Origin of the sequence: Skermanella rosea (assembly GCF_016806835.2) — a bacterium.
GTDB classification, from domain to species: domain Bacteria; phylum Pseudomonadota; class Alphaproteobacteria; order Azospirillales; family Azospirillaceae; genus Skermanella; species Skermanella rosea.
In genome coordinates, this window is record NZ_CP086111.1 from 1,733,900 (window position 1) to 1,751,672 (window position 17,773).

A 17,773-nucleotide genomic window follows, 5' to 3' on the forward strand; every position below is an offset into this window, starting at 1 on the left:
ACCTAAGTTCGGTCGCATCGGTTTAATCCGCAACCGGCGGGCAGGAAGCAGGCGGCCGGAGCGTGGAACCACGCCGGGCCGGTATCCCCGCCTGAAGCTACCCGCGAAAGTTCAACGTTGCGAGGATGGGCTAGTGACTCTCGGACCACGCATCTACAATCTCTTCCCGCTGCTGGTCGGCTCAGTCCATGATTGGTCCGGGCATCTGGCGCGCATCGCCGGAATGCAGTTCGACTGGATCTTCCTCAACCCCATCCATTATCCGGGGTTCTCCGGCAGCCTGTACGCGGTCAAGGACCCGTACCGGCTGCACGACCGTTTCCAGGGCGGCGCTTCGGAACATCCCGACGACCTGATCCGGGGCTTCTGCCGGAACGCGCGGGAGAAGGGCCTGCGGGTGATGCTGGACCTGGTGGTGAACCACACCGCCAAGGACGCGGTCCTGGCCGAGCAGCATCCCGATTGGTACCGCCGCGAGGCCGACGGCAGCCTCTACAGCCCACGCGCGGTCGATCCGGTCGATCCGAGCAACGTCACCATCTGGGGCGACCTGGCCGAACTGGACTACGAGAACGAACAGGCCCGCGCCGGGCTGGTCGAGTACTGGGCGAATTATGTCCGCCACCATGTCGGCCTGGGCGTCAAGGGCTTCCGCTGCGACGCCGCGTACCAGGTGCCCGCCCCGGTCTGGCGGGCGCTGATCGACGCCGCCCACGAGGTGGATGGCGAGGTCGAATTCTACGCGGAAACCCTGGGCTGCACGATCGAGCAGGTCGATGCGCTGGGCGACGCCGGGTTCGACTATCTGTTCAACAGCGCCAAATGGTGGGACTTCCAGGCCCCCTGGCTGCTCGACCAGTACAACCAGTTCCGCCACATCGCCCCCTCGGTGGCCTTCCCCGAGAGCCACGACACCGACCGGCTGGCCGCCGACGTGGGCAGCCAGGACCGGGAGCGGTTGGCCGCGCACCTGAAGATGCGCTACCTGTTCTCGGCCTGCTTCTCCTCGGGCGTGATGATGCCGGTCGGCTACGAATACGGCTTCACGCGCAAGATGGACGTGGTCAAGACCACGCCGGAGGACTGGGAAGAGCCGAAGGTCGACATCAGCCAGTTCGTCGCCGACGTGAACGCCATGCGGGCCGCGACGCCGGCCTTCAACGTGGAAGGCCCGCAGTTCCGCATCACGGCCCCGCACAGCCCGCTGGTCGGCCTGTGCCGCAAAGGGACCGGCGACGTCGAGGACTGCGCGGTCATCCTGATCAACCCCGACGAGAACCGGTCCCACACCATCGATCCCGGCCCCCTGCTGGCGGAGACCGGCGGGCAGTTCGACGGGTTCCGCGACGTGACGCCGCAATGCTCGCCCCAGCTGTTCCGGCCGGGCGAGCCGATCGTGCTGGCGCCCCTGGAGATGAGGGTGTTCCGCGGCAATCCCGAAGCCCGCGCCAAGGTCTCGAACGGCGTGGACAGCGCCGAGCGCAAGGAGGCCTCGGGACGGCTGCTGGAGAGCCTGGCCGCGGACCGCATCGCCATCGAGGGGGTCTATCCCGAACTGGACGGCGGCCGCTTCGCGATCAAGCGCGAGGTCGGCGACGTGCTGGAGGTCTGGGCCGACGTCTTCTCCGATGGCCACGAGAAGATCAACGCGTGCCTCAAGTACCGTGTCCAAGGCGACGACGCCTGGCACGAGGAACCGCTGGTCTTCTTCGACAACGACCGCTGGACCGGCCGGATCCCGCTGACCCAGAACGGCCGCTATTGGTACACGGTCGAGGCGTGGCGCGACCTGTTCGAGACCTGGCGGGGCGACTTCATCAAGAAGCGCGACGCCGGCCAGGTGATCTCGCTGGAGCTGATCGAGGGGCGGGAGCTGGTCGAGCGGGCCGCCGCCAAGGCCACCGGCCCCGACCGCGAGGTGATGGACACCACGCTGAACCGCCTGGCCCACGGCGGGGAGGACGGCGGACGGGCGGATGACGAGCTGGCCACGCGGCTGCTGCTGTCGAACGACCTGCACATCGCCATGCGCCGGTCGGGCGAACGGGTGAACCGGTCGCGCTACAAGAGCGAGCTGGAATGCTTCGTCGACCGGACCGCGGCGCGCTACGCCGCGTGGTACGAGGTGTTCCCGCGCTCCATGAGCGACGACCCGAACCGCCACGGCACCTTCGACGACGTCATCAAGAAGCTGCCCTATGTGCGCGACATGGGCTTCGACGTGCTGTACTTCACGCCGATCCATCCGATCGGGCGAACCTTCCGCAAGGGCAAGAACAACACGCTGAACGCCGGCGAGGGCGATGTCGGGAGCCCCTACGCGATCGGCTCCGACGAGGGCGGCCACGACGCGCTCCATCCCGAGCTGGGCACCTTCGAGGATTTCGAGCGGCTGGTGAAGGCGGCCCATTCCCACGGGCTGGAGATCGCGATCGACTTCGCGATCCAGTGCTCGCCCGACCATCCCTGGATCAAGCAGCATCCGGACTGGTTCGACTGGCGCCCCGACGGCACCATCAAGTATGCCGAGAACCCGCCCAAGAAGTACCAGGACATCGTGAACGTCCATTTCTACCGCGGTGCCATGCCCGACATCTGGTACGCGCTGCGCGACATCGTGCTGTTCTGGGCGGACAGGGGCGTCAAGATCTTCCGGGTGGACAACCCGCACACCAAGCCGCTGCCGTTCTGGGAATGGATGATCCGCGAGGTCCAGGACCGCTATCCCGACGCGCTGTTCCTGGCCGAGGCCTTCACCAAGCCGAAGATGATGAAGCGGCTGGCCAAGGTGGGGTTCACCCAGAGCTATTCGTACTTCACCTGGCGCAACTTCAAGCAGGAGATCACGGACTATCTGGTCGAGCTGACCTCGCTGGAGCCCAAGGAGTACATGCGGGCCAACTTCTTCGCCAACACGCCCGACATCAACCCGCCCATCCTCCAGACCGGCGGCCCGCCGGCGTTCAAGATGCGCGCGGTGCTGGCGTCCACCCTGTCCAGCGTCTACGGCCTCTACAGCGGGTACGAACTGTGCGAGGGCACGCCGATCCCGGGCAAGGAGGAGTACCTGAACTCCGAGAAGTACGAGATCAAGGCGTGGGACTGGAACCGGCCGGGCAATATCCGGGACTACATCACCCGGATCAACAAGATCCGGCGGGAGAACCCGGCGCTGCACGAGTACGAAAACCTGCGCTTCTACAACGCCTTCGACGACAACATCCTGTATTACGGCAAGATGACGCCGAACAAGGACAACTTCATCCTGGTGGCCGCCAACCTGGACCCGCACAACGCCCACGGGGCGACAATCGAGGTCCCGCTGTGGGAACTGGGCCTGCCGGACAGCGCCCACGTGGAGGTCGAGGACCTGTTCACCGGCGGTCGCTTCTTCTGGTACGGCAAGCTCCAGCAGATCCATCTCGACCCGTACCGGAACCCCTGCGGGATCTGGCGGATCATTCCGCCGGGGCTCGGCCTGCGGCCATAGGGGAGCGGAGAGCGGGTGCCCGGATCCGGCTGCGTCAATTCGCCTGCACCGCAGCCACCGATCCGGGTTTCCAGATGTAATTTTTTAAATCTCTGATGCTCAGATTCTTGCCGGACGCGGCCTTCCGCCGGGTCCGGTCGTGTCCGGGGGATCAGTGATGTCGGTTCGGTTGGGATTGCCGCAAGTCAGGCTTCAAGGCCGCCTCCTGGCCCTGGTTTTCCTGGCATCCGCCGGCATGATCGTCATCGGCGTCATCGCGTTGGTCAATCTCCGCTCCGAACTGCTGCATGACCGCGTGCTGAAGGCGCGCGACCTCGTGGATGCCGCCGCCAACATCGCGGTCACCCATGCGGAGATGGCCGCCAGGGGCGCCATGCCGCAGGACGCGGCCAGGCGGGCGGCGGTCGAGGCGATCGCCATGCTGCGCTACGAGAACACCAACTATTTCTGGATCAACGACCTCGACGGCATCCTGATCGGTCATCCGACCTTGCCGGAGCGGATCGGCCGAAGCGTCCTCGACATCAGGGACGCCGACGGCATGGCGATGTTCGAGGCGTTCAACCGCGTCGCGCGGGAGCAGGGCAGCGGGTTCGTCCGGTACCGCTGGACGAAGCCCGGGGAAGCCGAGCCTCTGCCGAAGATTTCATACGTGAAACGGATCCCCGGATGGGACTGGGTCGTCGGCACCGGGATCTACGTCGATGACGTCGACCGCGTCTTCCGGCAGAAGGCCCTGTTCCTGGCCGCCATCTTCGCGGCGGTGATGGCCGTCGTGCTGGCCGGGGCGGCCCTGGTCACCCGCTCGATCGTGCGCCCGCTTTCCGGCCTTCGGCTGGTGATGACCCGCCTGTCCGAGGGCTCCGTCGACATCGCGGTGCCGGCCACAGGGCGGGCGGACGAGATCGGCGACATGGCCCGGACGGTCGAGGTGTTCAAGGACGGGTTGATCCAGGCCCGCATGCTGTCCGAAAACCAGGAGAGCCAGCGGCTGGAGAAGGAGCGCAAGCAGCGGCAGATGGAGACCTTCATCCGGGAGTTCGAGGTGACGGTCGTCGGCATCCTGGACGGCCTGACCGCCGCCGACCAGGCCATGCGCGCCAACGCCCGGCGGATGTCGGCCGGCGTGCGGGAGACCCAGGCGCAGGTCGCGACCGTCTCCGCCTCCTCGGGGGAGGCGCTGGCCAGCGTGCAGACGGTTGCGGCCGCCGCGGAGGAGCTGAGCAGCTCGATCCACGAGATCTCGCGGCAGGCGACGCAGGCATCGGCCATGGCGGTGACGGCGGTGAAGGAGACGGCCGTGACCAGCGACGCGATCCGCCTCCTGGAGGAGAAGGTCGGCGGGATCGGCGCCGTCGTCCAGCTGATCGCGGACATCGCCGGGCAGACCAACCTGCTGGCCCTCAACGCGACCATCGAGGCCGCGCGTGCCGGGGAGGCCGGCAAGGGCTTCGCCATCGTCGCGTCGGAAGTGAAGGCGCTGGCCACCCAGACCGCCCGGGCGACCGAAGAGATCACCCGCCGGATCTCCGAGATCCAGGGGGGAACCCACGCGTCGGCCGAAGCCATCACGGCGATCGTGCAGATCAACCGCGACATGAGCGGGGTCGCCGCGGCGATCTCTACCGCGGTCGAGCAGCAGCACTCGGCCACGCAGGAGATCGCGCGCAACGCCGACCAGGGAGCGGCGGGAACGGCGGGCGTGACCGACGCGATCGCCCTGGTCGAACTGGCCGCGACGGAATCGGCCGGCGCCACCGAGGAAATGCACCGGACCGCCGAGGCGCTCGGGGAATATGCCGAGGTGCTGAAGCGGAAGGTCGACGGCTTCCTGAAGCAGGTCCGCTTCGAGGAGGACGAGGTCGGCGCCCTGGTCGAGTGGGGAGCGGACCTGGAGTTCGGCATCCCCCGCATCGACGCCGAGCATAGGAAGCTGCTGGAGCTTGCCAACCGCGTCTACGCCAGCGTGAAGCGCGGAGAGGACCCGCGGGCCCTCTCCGCCGCCTTCAACGAACTGCGCTCCTACGCCTTCGAGCATTTCAGCGAGGAGGAGGAGTTCATGACCCGCATCGGCTATCCGGACGCGGGCGAGCACCGCCGCCAGCACCAGATGTTCATCTCCCGCCTCGACGCGCTTTCCGAGACCTACCGCAAGGGCGCCGAGATCCGGGGGATCGACGTGGTCGGACTGCTGGGCGGATGGTGGCAGACCCACATCAAGGGGGCCGACGGGGCGGTGGCGCGCTTCGCCGCGGAGCGACGGCCGGAGCTGCGGCGGGCTGCGTGACCCGGTCCGCCTCCCGCGGATCGGGGCATCTTCCGACCATCCCGATGGTGCAGTGCGACGGGGCGGGCATATTGATCCAAATGTCACCAACGCGGTATGCAACCGCTACGATTCCCGATAGAGTGGGGCCAACACATAAGAATCGGCCTGTCCCAGGAGCGCGCGGTGGATATTCTGGAAACCATCAAGGATTATGGTAACTATTACTATGCCGTTGTTTTTGCATGGACATTTCTCGAAGGTGAAACGTTCGTCATTTTCTCCGGCGTGGCTGCACGCGAGGGCATCCTTGACCTTCCGACGCTGATCGGTTTCGCCTGGGCGGGCAGCTTCCTCGGGGACCAACTCTACTTTCTGATCGGCAGGCGCTACGGGGCCAGGCTGCTGCTGCGCTTCCCCCGATGGAAGCCGGGCGTCGACCATGCGCTGAACCTGCTGAAGCGGTACAGCACCGGCTTCATCCTCAGCTTCCGCTTCATCTACGGCGTGCGGAATTTCAGCTCCTTCGCGATGGGCATGAGCGGGCTGGCGTGGTCGCGCTTCGCCTTCCTCAACTTCATCGCCGCCGGCGTCTGGGCCATATGCTTCGCCGGGGCCGGCTATCTGGCCGGCATGGCGCTCCAGCACGTGCTGGGCGATCTGGCGACCGGGTTCGGCCTGCTGATGCTGGCGGCGTTCCTGATCGCGATCCTGGTGCTGTTCAAGATGTCGCGGAAGCGGCCCGCTACGCCGGAGCCGACGGTGTCGGGCCGGAACGTGCCGGCCCAGGCGGAGTGAGAGGCGGAAAAACCCTCGGTCATAGCTGAGCGAGCCGCAGCGACGCGGCTTGTTATGCTTTTTCCGCAGTTGCAGGACTGTTGTTCGATGTCCTGTGCAAGGACCGGCCCCACGACATGGCCGACTACTGGCCCGGCACAGTGGTTTTGATTGATTTATCTTAGGTCGGCCTCGGCCGAAGGCCGACGCCGACAGCATGGCCGGAGCGTTGACGCAGGGTGTCGGCGTTCGCCCTAACGGGCGAAGGCCGACCTGCCGCACTCCGGTCCGCAGGACTTATCAGGACCATTTTGCAGCACCGCTACTGGGAAGACCTCTGCGAGCGCGGCCCTCGACGGCGGGACCTTGCCGAGGCCGCCTCCGGTCCGGCGGTCGGTCAGTCGTCGACGCGGATCATGGCGTTGAAGGCGATGGAGATCCGCTCCGCCGGGCCGTGATAGGGGTGGACATAGTGGTTCAGCCAGCCGGGGAACAGCAGCATCAGCCCGTTCTCCGGCTTGATCGTCAGGCTGGGCAGCATCGAGAATTTCGGATGATGGAAGGCGGTCGGGAAGCTGCGGGGGTCGACGAACTCGATGCAGCCGTTCTCCGGCCAGTCGCCCTCGATCTGGTCGACATCGATATAGTACACGCCGCTCCAGTGCGATTTCGAGTGGTTGTGCAGCTTGGTGTAGCCGCCGCTCGGGATGATGTTTCCCCACATCTCGCCGTTCACGAAGCACTTGGCCGGGTCGAGCGGCTGGCCGAAATAGGTCTGGGTGACGGCGATCACCGCCTTGGCCACCTGGCCCTTCAGCCGGTTCAGCGCGGGGTGATCGTGTTCGAACAGATCCTTCCGGCCCTGCCAGCCCCTGACGGCCGACATGTGCTTGTCCGGCGTGGCGTCGCGTTCCTTCCGGAGGAACGCCGCCAGCTCGGCGTTCATCGCGGCATGGTCGCGGATGCGCGCCTTGAACAGCGGCGTTCCGAAACAATACATCACCGCTTCGTTCAGCTTGATCGACTGCATGCGGATACCTTTCGCCTGTCGTTGCGGGGATCGGTCTCGGATCCCCGATACGGGACGCGATACGGAACGGAGGCCGGGCCGCTTCCCGCCTCCGCCTGCCGGCTACGTCGTTAACACCTGATAACATGGTTAACACAGCCGGGGCCTGGACAGAATTGCCTGTCGCGGCGACGATCGACATGTCTCCGTTGCGCGGACCGTGCCTCGGCCCTATGGTGCTGCCCTGATCCCCAGGTTTTTGGCGCAGGCATGTCCGACCTCAAGCATATCCGTAACTTCTCCATCATCGCCCATATCGATCACGGCAAGTCCACCTTGGCGGACCGGATGATCCAGATGTGCGGCGGCCTGGACTCGCGGGAGATGCGCGAGCAGGTGCTGGACAGCATGGACATCGAGCGGGAACGCGGGATCACGATCAAGGCGCAGACCGTGCGCCTGCTCTATACCGCCAAGGACGGCCAGCAGTACCAGCTGAACCTGATGGACACCCCCGGCCACGTCGACTTCGCCTACGAGGTCAGCCGGTCGCTGGCCGCGTGCGAGGGATCGATCCTGGTGGTGGACGCCAGCCAGGGCGTCGAGGCGCAGACGCTGGCCAACGTCTACCAGGCGATCGACAACAACCACGAGATCATTCCCGTCCTGAACAAGATCGACCTTCCCGCCGCCGAGCCGGACCGGGTGAAGGAGCAGATCGAGGACGTGATCGGACTGGACGCGTCCGACGCCGTGATGATCTCCGCCAAGACCGGCCTCGGCATCCCCGACGTGCTGGAGGCGATCGTCCAGCGGCTGCCGCCGCCCAAGGGCGATCTCGACAGCCCCGTCAAGGCGCTGCTGGTCGACAGCTGGTACGACCCGTACCTGGGCGTCGTCATCCTGGTGCGCGTGGTCGACGGCCAGCTCAAGGTCGGCATGAAGATGCGCATGATGGCGAGCGGGGCCGCGCGCGAGATCGACCGCGTCGGTGTCTTCACGCCCAAGCCCCTGCTGACCGGCGTGCTGAACCCCGGCGAGATGGGCTTCATCACCGCCGGCATGAAGGACATCACGGAGACCAAGGTCGGCGATACCATCACCGACGACAAGCGGCCCGCGACCCAGATGCTGGCCGGCTTCAAGCCGTCCGTGCCGGTGGTGTTCTGCGGCCTGTTCCCGACCGACGCCGCCCAGTTCGAGCATCTGCGCGACAGCCTGGGCAAACTGGCACTGAACGACGCGAGCTTCCATTTCGAGGCGGAGACGTCGGCGGCGCTGGGCTTCGGCTTCCGCTGCGGCTTCCTGGGCCTGCTGCACCTGGAGATCATCCAGGAACGGCTGGAGCGCGAGTTCGACCTGGACCTGATCACCACGGCGCCGTCGGTGGTCTACAAGATCCACATGAACGACGGCAGCGTCATGGACCTGCACAATCCGGCCGACATGCCCGACCCGGTCCGGATCGCCAAGATCGAGGAGCCCTGGATCAAGGCGACCATCATGCTGCCGGACGAATACCTGGGCAGCGTGCTCCAGCTCTGCACCGACCGGCGCGGCGAGCAGATCGAGCTGACCTATGCCGGCAGCCGCGCCATGATGATCTACCGCCTGCCGCTGAACGAGGTCGTGTTCGACTTCTACGACCGTCTGAAGAGCATCAGCCGGGGCTATGCCAGCTTCGATTACCAGTGGGACGAGTACCGCGAGGGCGATCTGGTCAAGCTGTCGATCATGGTCAACGCCGAGCCGGTCGACGCGCTCAGCACCATCGTCCACCGTTCGGCCGCCGAGAAGCGCGGCCGCGCGCTATGCGAGCGGCTGAAGGAGCTGATCCCCCGGCAGATGTTCAAGATCGCGGTGCAGGCCGCCATCGGCAGCCGGGTCATCGCGCGCGAGACGATCAGCGCGATGCGCAAGGACGTTCTCGCCAAGTGCTACGGCGGCGACATCAGCCGCAAGCGCAAGCTGCTGGACAAGCAGAAGGAAGGCAAGAAGCGGATGCGCCAGTTCGGCCAGGTCGAGATCCCGCAGAGCGCCTTCATCGCCGCCTTGAAGATGAACGACAACTGAGACACCGCCCCCGGCAACCCGGGGGCGGTTCTCCATCAAGGCAGCAGCAGGATCGCGCCTGTGGTGGCGCGGGCTTCCGCCGCCCGGTGCGCTTCCGCCGCCTCGGCGAGCGGCAAGCGGCGGCCGATCTCCACCTTGACCATGCCTGCCGCGATGGCGTCGAACAGGTCGGCCGCGTTGGCCCGGAAGGCAGCCGGATCGGCATTGTGCGGGAAGACCGACGGCCGGGTCAGGAACAGGTTCCCCTTCTTGTTGAGGAGTTCCGGTTCGATCGCGGGGGCGGGGCCGGAGGCCGCGCCATAGACCACGACCAGCCCGAAGGGTGCCGCGCAGTCGAGCGACTTTAGGAAGGTGTCGCGGCCGACCGAGTCATAGACGACGCGGGCCTTGCGCCCGCCGGTCTCCCCCAGCAGCCTTTCCGGCCAGTCCGGGTCCGTGTAGTCCAGCGCGACGTCGCAGCCGGCGGCCCGCGCGATCGCGCATTTCTCCGCCGAGCCCGCGGTGCCGATCACCTGGGCGCCCAGCGCCTTGGCCCAGCGGCACAGGATCTGCCCGACGCCGCCGGCCGCGGCGTGGACCAGCACCATGTCGCCGGGCTGCACGGCGTGGGTCTTCTTCAGGAGATACTGCGCGGTCAGGCCCTTGAACAGCAGGGACGCCGCCTGTTCGTCGGTGACTTCCGCCGGGATCTTCACCAGTTTCGCGGCCGGAACGTTCCGGATGTCGGCATAGGCGCCCAGCCCGGCGTTCATGTAGGCGACGCGGTCGCCCACCTGGAGGTCCGCGACCTCCGGCCCGACCGCCTCGACCACGCCAGCGGCCTCGTGGCCCAGGCCGGTCGGCAGCGGGAGGGGGTAGACGCCCTTGCGCTGGTACACGTCGATATAGTTGAAGCCGACCGCGGTCTGCCGGACCTGAGCCTCGCCGGGGCCCGGCAGCGGCAGATCGGCTGTTTCGAGACGCATCGCGTCGGGCGATCCGAACTCCGTGATGCGGATCATGCGGGCGGTGGTCATGGGGTGCTCCGTGGTTCCGTTGGGTGTCCGCCGGTCAGGCGCAGGGGCGCCAGGGCCTCTGGCAGGCGATGCGGGCGTGGCGCGCATCGCGGTGGCGCGGGTTGATCAGGATATTGTGGCTTTCCGGCAGGATGGCCGAGGGGACGCGGAGCAGGGCGGAGCGCCCTTCCGACAGCCAGCGGTCCCCGAAGGCCCGGCAGGCCTCCCGGCCGTCCAGGACGGGGGCATCCTCGTAACCGAGATAGTTGGTGTCGATGCCGAGCAGGACATAGTCGTCCGGCACCAGGGAGAAATCCAGGTCCAGGTTGGCGCGCAGTTCCAGCGCCGCGAGCGCCGCGTCCATGGCGGCATAGACCACCGGCATCCGCGGCGACGTCCACCGGCCGCCGAGAAGGTCGGCGCCGGCACCGGACAGGTCGGCGAAGGGCAGGCGGGTCAGGCGCCAGACTCGCATCAGGCGGCCAGGCCGTGGGCGATGCGGCCGAGCAGGTGTTCCACCAGCCGCGCCCCTTCCTCGGTATCGAGAAGATCGATCGGTGCCTCGTCCTCCAGGGCCCTGGACGGCCGGCGGAGCCAGGTCAGCGCCTTCTCCCGGGAGCCGAAGGTCTCCGTCGCGTCCACGATCACGCGGGCGATCCGGATCACCCGGCCGGACTGCTCGGGCGTGAGGCCCATCTTGCGCCGCCGCTCGGCCAGCACCTTCGGCGGTGCGACGATGCGGTCCACCTCGGCCCGGCTGATCACCTGGAGTTCAAGCAGATGGTCGATCACGTCAACCGGCAGGCCGTCGCGAACCAGACCCACGATGTCCAGGTCACTCGACAGCGTGCGGCCAACGGTCTTTTCGCCCCCAAGCAGGGCGATCACCTGAGCGGCGCTGATCATACCTCAACCTCTCGGCCGACAGCCACGGGGCGCGGGGGCCTGAAAGCTTAAGGTGAAATCCGGAACCCATCAAGCGGAGGTATCATGCCGACGCGGGAACCACCCGGAAATAGGTGCGGTCGGCGGTGCCGATCCGGGACTGCAGGTCCCTGGCGACGATGTCCCCGGCGACCTGGCTGGGCAGTTCAAGGATCCGGTGGTCCATGGTGCCGTGTTCCCCGGACGTGCCGAGTATCAGGAAGACCGGTCGGGAAGTTTCTTTTTGCATGGCATTTCCTCCGTACTGAGAAGCCAGCTTAATGCATGTTCGTGACGTTTTGCATTTTACCGATCGGTTTAATGCCGTGCGGCATTCTGCCGCTAAAGAGATTACGAATTAGTTTTAATGCGTGCACCGCTCCGCCAGCAGATCGTTCCAGTCATACCGGACCATGTTCGCCGGCACCTCGGCCGGCGGGCCGATGCGGGGACCGCCCAGGTAGGTCGCCCCGGCGGCTGCTGCGGCCCGGGCCTGCCCGATGGACCGGACGCCGACGATGGCCACGCGCGTGCCCGTATGCTCGAGCGCGCGGCAGGTCCGGTCGAAATTGCCGGAGAACCCGGGGCAGGAGCCGCCGGAAAGATCGAAGCTGACGCCGTGCACCCCGCATTCCCGGGCATGGACGATGCCGTGGGCCTGCGGATCGGCCGCCAGCAGGATCGAGCGGCAGAAGGGGCGCAGCATGCCGGCGAGATCGAGCAGCCGGGTCCGCGAGATGTCGCCGGGCACGCCGTACATCTCCAGCACCAGGAAGCGCCGTATCATCGCGTCGGTGCCGTTCAGCAGGTCCAGGATGCCGGTCCGGGTGCGGCTGCTGCTCAGGCTTTCGAAATGCACCGGCGCATTGACGAAGACGCTGAACCGGTTGGCCAGCAGGCCGTCCAGGTCGGCGAGCGCATGCCCCAGGGTCATGCGGTCCAGCTCGGCGAAACGCGGGGCCCCGCCGTCGCCGCCGAGCACCGCGTAGCCTTCCGCCGGCGGACCCGCGGCCGACGGCGCTACCGGCATGCAGCACCATGTCGACAGCACGTTATGGCGCCTGTCCAGCACCGGGCGGTACTGCCAGTCGAGGTGCGGGGCGCGGCCGGGGCGGTTCAGCCCGAGCGAGGGGTTCGGCTGCACGGCGAGCGGGCCAAGGCCGGTGGCCATGTCACCCAGGATATCCTGAACCGCCCGCTCCTCGAACACGACGCTGCCGTCCACCCGCCCGACCGCCGACCGGATCACGATCCCGTCGAGATCCTCGTCCCCGAGGAAATGCCCGTAGAGGGACTGGGCGATGGCGACCGACTTCAGCCGGGCCGCCTCCGGGCCGAGATGCGCGAAGGCGATCAGGTAGTCGAGCGCGCCGTAGCGGCAGAACACGTCGTCCGGTGCCAGGTGCTGGGAGATCACCTTCGATGCCAGGAGATGGATGCTGTCCTGGAGCCGGGGCCACCGGTCGCCCAGCCGTGCCCGGATGGGCTCGAGGCCGATCAGGTGGATCCGGCCGGCGGTCGCCTTGGGATTGCCCTCCAGCAGCCGCGCCAGTTCCGCCGTGAAGTCCGCCGGAGAGGCGCAGCCCGCCGGAGCGGTCGATGCGGCGGGCGCGACCGGAACGGGGCGAGGGGCGGGGCGCTCGTCCTCCGCCAGGAGGCTGTAGAAACCGGTGGTTATCCTGCCGATGATTTCGCTCGCGGCCATGTCGCGGCCTCCCGGATCTGCATGGCCATCCGGTCGGATGCCCATGGACTCCATCTGCGGCATCACGACGCGGATTGTTAGTATGCTTCCGTATGGAGGCGGAACGCTTGCGGTCAGTCCGCCGTATGCCCCTCCTGCCGCAGCTGGTCGCGCAGCGCCGGGCGGTAGTCCGGGTATTTCAGGGTGACGCCCAGCTCGTCCTTGATCCGGTCGTTGCGCACCTTCTTGTTGTCCGCATAGAAGCTGGCCGCCATGGGGGACAGCTCGGCCTGGTCGAACGGCACCAGCGGCGGCGGCTCGACGCCCAGCAGCTCGCAGGCGTAGGCCGTGACCTCGTGCCCGGGGGCCGGATTGTCGTCGCACAGGTTATAGGCGGCGCCGGGGTTGGGCCGGTCGATCGAGGCGCGCAGCGTCCGCGCGATATCGTCCACATGGATCCGGCTGAAGACCTGCCCCGGCTTGTCGATCCGGCGCGCGGTCCCGTTGCGCACGCTGTCGATCACGCTGCGGCCGGGGCCGTAGATGCCGGCAAGACGGAACAGGTGGACCGGAGCCCCGTGGTCGTGCCACAGCCGGAGCCAGGCTTGCTCGGCCGCGGCCCGCTGCTTCTGGCGGCGGCCGGTCGGCTGGAGCGGCGTCGCCTCGTCCACCCAGGCGCCGCCATGGTCGCCGTAGACTCCCGTCGTGGACAGGTAGCCGACCCAGCGCAGTCCCGGCATCAGCGCCGCGATATCGGCCGCGTGGTGGTCGAGCACCGGGTCGCCGTCGGCATCGGGCGGCACGGCGGTCAGCAGGTGGGTCGTTCCGGCGAGGGCCGCGGCGGCATCGTCCAGGGGCCGGCCGCGGTCGAACAGGTGCGTCCCGATGCCGCGCGCGGAGAGGGCGGCGGCCTTTTCCGGGCTGCGCGTGGTGCCGGCGACATGCCAGCCTTCCGGCCCATGCTCGCGCCGGACGAGGTCGATGAAGGCCAGCGGGCTGAAACCCAGACCGAAGCAGAAGAGTCGGGGCGTTTGCGGTTGCTGCATGATGGTTGGCCTTGCGCTCGGAAACTCCAGGCCCGAACTTAAGGGCCACCATGACCAGATACAATGTTCCCCCGAACCGTCCCGCCACCCGCCGGCTTCCGGCGCTGGCCGTGCTCGCGATCCTGGCGGCGGGTCCCGCCGCCGCCGCCGACCGTCAGGCGGTCGAGCACGCCCGCGAGGCGGCCGCCTGCATGCAGCTGGCGGAGAAGCGGCCCGATGCGGCCTTCGACAGCGCCCTGACCTGGGAGGACCGCGGCGGAGGCGACATGGCGCGCCTGTGCCAGGCGATGGCGCTGTTCCACCAGGGGCAGTTCCAGGCGGCGGCGACGCGGCTGGAGGATCTCGTTCCGACCCTCGGCAAGGACACGCCGGAAGGGGCGTCGAGCCTGCTGGCCCGTGCCGGCTGGGCTTGGCTCCGGGCGGGCGACACGGCCAAGGCGGAAAGATCCTATACCCAGGCGCTCGGTTACAGCCCGCGCGACCCCGAGCTTATGATCGACCGGGCCTTCGCCCGGGCGGAGGCCCAGCGTTACTGGGAAGCGATCGAGGACCTGAACCGGGCGATCGACCTGGCGCCGCGGCGGGCCGAGGCCTATCTCTACCGCGCCGGGGCCTACCGCGCGCTGGGCAACGACAGCAAGGCGCTCGACGATGTCGGCATCGCCCTGCAGCTCGAACCGTCGAACCCGGAAGCGCTGCTGCTGCGCGGCAACCTGCGCGCGGTGACCGGTAACGCGGAGGGGGCGAAGGCCGATTGGGGCACGGTCATGCGGATCGATCCCGACACCACCAGCGCCCGGGCCGCCGAGGACAACCTGAAGCGGCTCCGCGACGGGCAGGCGGCCCCGCCAACTGCCGGAGCGCCGGCCGCTGGCGCGCCGGCGGCGCGGCAGGGGGCGCGGTAGGGGCTCGGCACAGTGGTTTTGATCGATTTATCGTAGGTCGGCCTCGGCCGAAGGCCGACGCCGACCGCGTGGCCGGAGCGTTGACGCAGGGTGTCGGCGTTCGCCCTGACGGGCGAAGGCCGACCTACGCAACTCCGCTACGCCGAGCGTCATCGAAAACACTGTGCAGGACCATTAGGGGGCGGGGCCTATCCGGCCGGAGACTGCTCCCTGCAGCCCTCGAAGATGTCCTCCATGATCCGGCGCAGGTCGTAGCGCTGGCTCCAGCCGGGATAGTCGCGGCGGAAGGCGCGGATGTCGCTGATCCACCAGATATGGTCGCCGACCCGGTTGTCGTCGCGGTAGCTGATGTCCATCGGCCGGCCGGTCAACTCCTCGCAGAGGCGGATGGCTTCCAGCATGGAGCAGTTTGAGTGGCGGCCGCCGCCCATGTTGTAGACGGCGCCGGGGCGCGGCGCCTCGAATACCTGCCAGAACGCCGAGACCAGGTCGTGCGAGTGGATGTTGTCGCGCACCTGCTTGCCCTTGTAGCCGAAAACCGTATAGGGCTTGCCGGCGACGGCGCATTTCATCAGGTACGACAGGAAACCGTGGAGCTCCGCCCCGGAATGGCCGGGGCCGGTCAGGCAGCCGCCGCGGAAGACGGCGGTGCGCATCCCGAAATAGCGGCCGTATTCCTGAACCAGCACGTCCGCCGCGACCTTGGAGGCGCCGAACAGGCTGTGGAGGGTGTGGTCGATGCTCATGCTTTCCGGGATGCCGTGCTCGGCCCAGGGATGGTCCGGCGACAGTTCCCAGCGGGTCTCCAGCTCGACCAGCGGCAGCGCGTTGGGCGTGTCGCCGTAGACCTTGTTGGTGCTGGTGAAGATGAAGACGGACTCCCCGCAGAATTTCCGCGTCGCCTCCAGCAGGTTCAGGGTGCCGTTGGCGTTGGTGGTGAAGTCGGTCGCAGGCTCGCGCGCGGCCCAGTCGTGGGATGGCTGGGCCGCGGTGTGGACCACCGCCGCGATGTCCGCGCCGTACTGCTCGAAGATCGCCTCGATCGCGGCGGCGTCCCGGATATCGACGGCATGGTGGCGGTAGGCCGGGATGTCGCGGGCCAGCCGCTCCAGGCTCCACCGCGTGCTGGCCCCGTCGCCGAAGAAGTAGCGCCGCATGTCGTTGTCGATGCCGACGACGTCCAGCCCCTTGGCGTGGAAGTAGCGGGTCGCTTCCGCGCCGATCAGGCCGGCCGACCCGGTCACGATGACGATCGCCATGGCCGCGTTTCCTTCCGAGGAGATTATGCCGAAAGTTATGGGGAAGCGGGTTAAGCGCTGGTTAGCGCTGCCTCGGATTCGCGGCTGCGCCGGTCCTCCCGGACACCGTCCAGCAGGCGGACGAGCCTGTCGCCCATGGCGCCGAGATGATAGCCGTCGAGCACGGCCGCATAGGCGCGGTCGGCCATGGCGCGACGCAGGTCGCCGTCCAGGATCAGGGTCCCCATCCGCCGCATGTAGCCGGGAAGGTCCGACGCCAGCATGCCGCTCTCGCCGTCGCGGAGGATGTGCGCCGCTTCGCCGACCGGGGTGCCGAGCACGGCCACCTTCATGGCCATGTACTCGAACATCTTGGTCGGGCTCTTGCAGTGATTGAACGGGTTGTCCGCCAGGGGCAGCAGGCCGATGTCGCACCGGGCCAGCAGGCCGGGTGCCTCGGCCGGGGCGATGCGCTCCCGGAAGACCAGGTTCGGCAGGTGGCCCAGCCGGGCGGCCAGGGTCGCCTTGAACTCCGGCCAGAAGTCTCCGAAGCCGATGATGGTCAGCCGGGCGAGGTCGCGGATCGACGGCGGCAGCGCGGCGAAGGCGTCGATCGCCATCGTCACGTCGGCGACGATCTGCGGCCCCCAGATGTCGCCCAGCCAGATCAGCTCGACGGGATCGCCGGGGCCGCGCCCGGCCGCGTCGCGCAGGCCGACGTCGAAGACCGACAGGTCGGTTCCCGTCGGGATAAGTTCGCACCGCTCGTTGAATTGGCCGATGATCTCGACGAGCCGGCGGCTGGCGCAGACGCACAGGTCGGAGTTCCTGGCCATTTCGGCGGTCGCCGGGACCGGTCCGATGCTGGGCATGAACCGCGTCATTCCCGGCATGAAGGGCGATCGGAAGTCGAAATCGTCATAGTCCAGGACGACGGGGTTGCCGTTGGCTCCCGCGGCGAGTGCCACCGCGAAGCTGTGGTAAGACACCTTCTGCATGTAGAGAATCGCCGTCGGGTTGAGCTTGAGGATGTCTGCCCCGAGGGCGGCCAGCCGAAGCTTCTCCTGCTCGTCCATGCGGTAGGCGCCGGACCCCTGGCCGGAGGCGCCCAGGTGATCGAAGAAGGACAGGACCTCGGCGTTCAGGCCGCGCTCCCGGCATGCCTTCGCGAAGCTGTAGGCGCGGATCCGGCTCGGCGCCAAGGTATAGCCGTCGGCCGCGACGAAGATGACGTCCGCTCGGCGGAACGCCTTGATCTGCGCCTGGGAGAAGCTGACTTCCTGCACGTCGGGCCATCCGGGGTCGGTCTATGACGATGGCCTTACTTTTCGGGTAATCGGTTAAGATGACATTAGCCAAATTGCCT

14 protein-coding genes are annotated in these 17,773 nt (G+C 67.6%); 5 read left to right on the top strand and 9 right to left on the bottom strand.

The annotated features are described in order from the left end of the window. Window positions 1-133 precede the first annotated feature (133 nt). From JL101_RS07995 to JL101_RS08005, 3 genes are all read left to right on the top strand, one after another. On the top strand, window positions 134-3,490 hold the full coding sequence (locus JL101_RS07995) for a maltotransferase domain-containing protein (protein WP_228435348.1): 3,357 nt from the start codon (window positions 134-136) through the stop codon (window positions 3,488-3,490). 157 nt (window positions 3,491-3,647) lie between these two features. After that, entirely contained in the window at window positions 3,648-5,777 is a 2,130-nt protein-coding gene (locus tag JL101_RS08000; protein ID WP_203099234.1) for a bacteriohemerythrin, read from the top strand. A gap of 96 nt (window positions 5,778-5,873) precedes the next feature. After that, window positions 5,874-6,554, top strand: a complete 681-nt coding sequence (locus JL101_RS08005; RefSeq protein ID WP_228435349.1) for a DedA family protein — start codon at window positions 5,874-5,876, stop codon at window positions 6,552-6,554. Between the two features lie 376 nt (window positions 6,555-6,930). Here the strand turns inward: JL101_RS08005 and JL101_RS08010 are convergent, their stop codons facing one another. Beyond that, a complete protein-coding gene (locus JL101_RS08010; RefSeq protein ID WP_203099232.1) occupies window positions 6,931-7,563 on the bottom strand; it encodes a TIGR02466 family protein in 633 nt (210 codons plus the stop codon). Window positions 7,564-7,812: 249 nt separating this feature from the next. On the opposite strand from JL101_RS08010, the gene lepA reads away from it, so the two are divergent. Continuing rightward, entirely contained in the window at window positions 7,813-9,615 is a 1,803-nt protein-coding gene (gene lepA / locus JL101_RS08015) for a translation elongation factor 4 (protein ID WP_203099231.1), read from the top strand. A gap of 35 nt (window positions 9,616-9,650) precedes the next feature. On the opposite strand, the gene JL101_RS08020 is transcribed toward lepA, so the two are convergent. The 6 genes from JL101_RS08020 to JL101_RS08045 form a co-directional block, all read right to left on the bottom strand. Then, window positions 9,651-10,631: a quinone oxidoreductase family protein gene (locus JL101_RS08020; protein WP_203099230.1), complete on the bottom strand. Its 981-nt coding sequence runs from the start codon at window positions 10,629-10,631 to the stop codon at window positions 9,651-9,653. A gap of 34 nt (window positions 10,632-10,665) precedes the next feature. Beyond that, complete coding sequence (locus tag JL101_RS08025; protein WP_203099229.1) at window positions 10,666-11,085, bottom strand: RES family NAD+ phosphorylase; 420 nt, start codon at window positions 11,083-11,085, stop codon at window positions 10,666-10,668. Further along, complete coding sequence (parS, locus tag JL101_RS08030) at window positions 11,085-11,516, bottom strand: type II RES/Xre toxin-antitoxin system antitoxin (RefSeq protein WP_203099228.1); 432 nt, start codon at window positions 11,514-11,516, stop codon at window positions 11,085-11,087. Before parS ends, JL101_RS08025 begins: the two co-directional genes overlap by 1 nt. A gap of 82 nt (window positions 11,517-11,598) precedes the next feature. Further along, entirely contained in the window at window positions 11,599-11,784 is a 186-nt protein-coding gene (locus tag JL101_RS08035; protein WP_203099227.1) for a hypothetical protein, read from the bottom strand. A gap of 114 nt (window positions 11,785-11,898) precedes the next feature. Further along, window positions 11,899-13,239, bottom strand: a complete 1,341-nt coding sequence (locus tag JL101_RS08040; RefSeq protein WP_203099226.1) for a hypothetical protein — start codon at window positions 13,237-13,239, stop codon at window positions 11,899-11,901. 113 nt (window positions 13,240-13,352) lie between these two features. Continuing rightward, window positions 13,353-14,264, bottom strand: a complete 912-nt coding sequence (locus JL101_RS08045; protein ID WP_203099225.1) for an SDR family oxidoreductase — start codon at window positions 14,262-14,264, stop codon at window positions 13,353-13,355. A 50-nt stretch (window positions 14,265-14,314) separates the two neighbouring features. On the opposite strand from JL101_RS08045, the gene JL101_RS08050 reads away from it, so the two are divergent. After that, window positions 14,315-15,169, top strand: a complete 855-nt coding sequence (locus tag JL101_RS08050) for a tetratricopeptide repeat protein (RefSeq protein WP_203099224.1) — start codon at window positions 14,315-14,317, stop codon at window positions 15,167-15,169. 188 nt (window positions 15,170-15,357) lie between these two features. Here the strand turns inward: JL101_RS08050 and JL101_RS08055 are convergent, their stop codons facing one another. Both JL101_RS08055 and JL101_RS08060 read right to left on the bottom strand, forming a co-directional pair. Continuing rightward, complete coding sequence (locus tag JL101_RS08055; RefSeq protein WP_203099223.1) at window positions 15,358-16,428, bottom strand: NAD-dependent epimerase/dehydratase family protein; 1,071 nt, start codon at window positions 16,426-16,428, stop codon at window positions 15,358-15,360. A gap of 50 nt (window positions 16,429-16,478) precedes the next feature. After that, window positions 16,479-17,693 carry a glycosyltransferase gene (locus tag JL101_RS08060; RefSeq protein ID WP_203099222.1) on the bottom strand — a complete coding sequence of 405 codons (1,215 nt, stop codon included), beginning with the start codon at window positions 17,691-17,693 and terminating at the stop codon, window positions 16,479-16,481. Window positions 17,694-17,773: the final 80 nt, after the last annotated feature.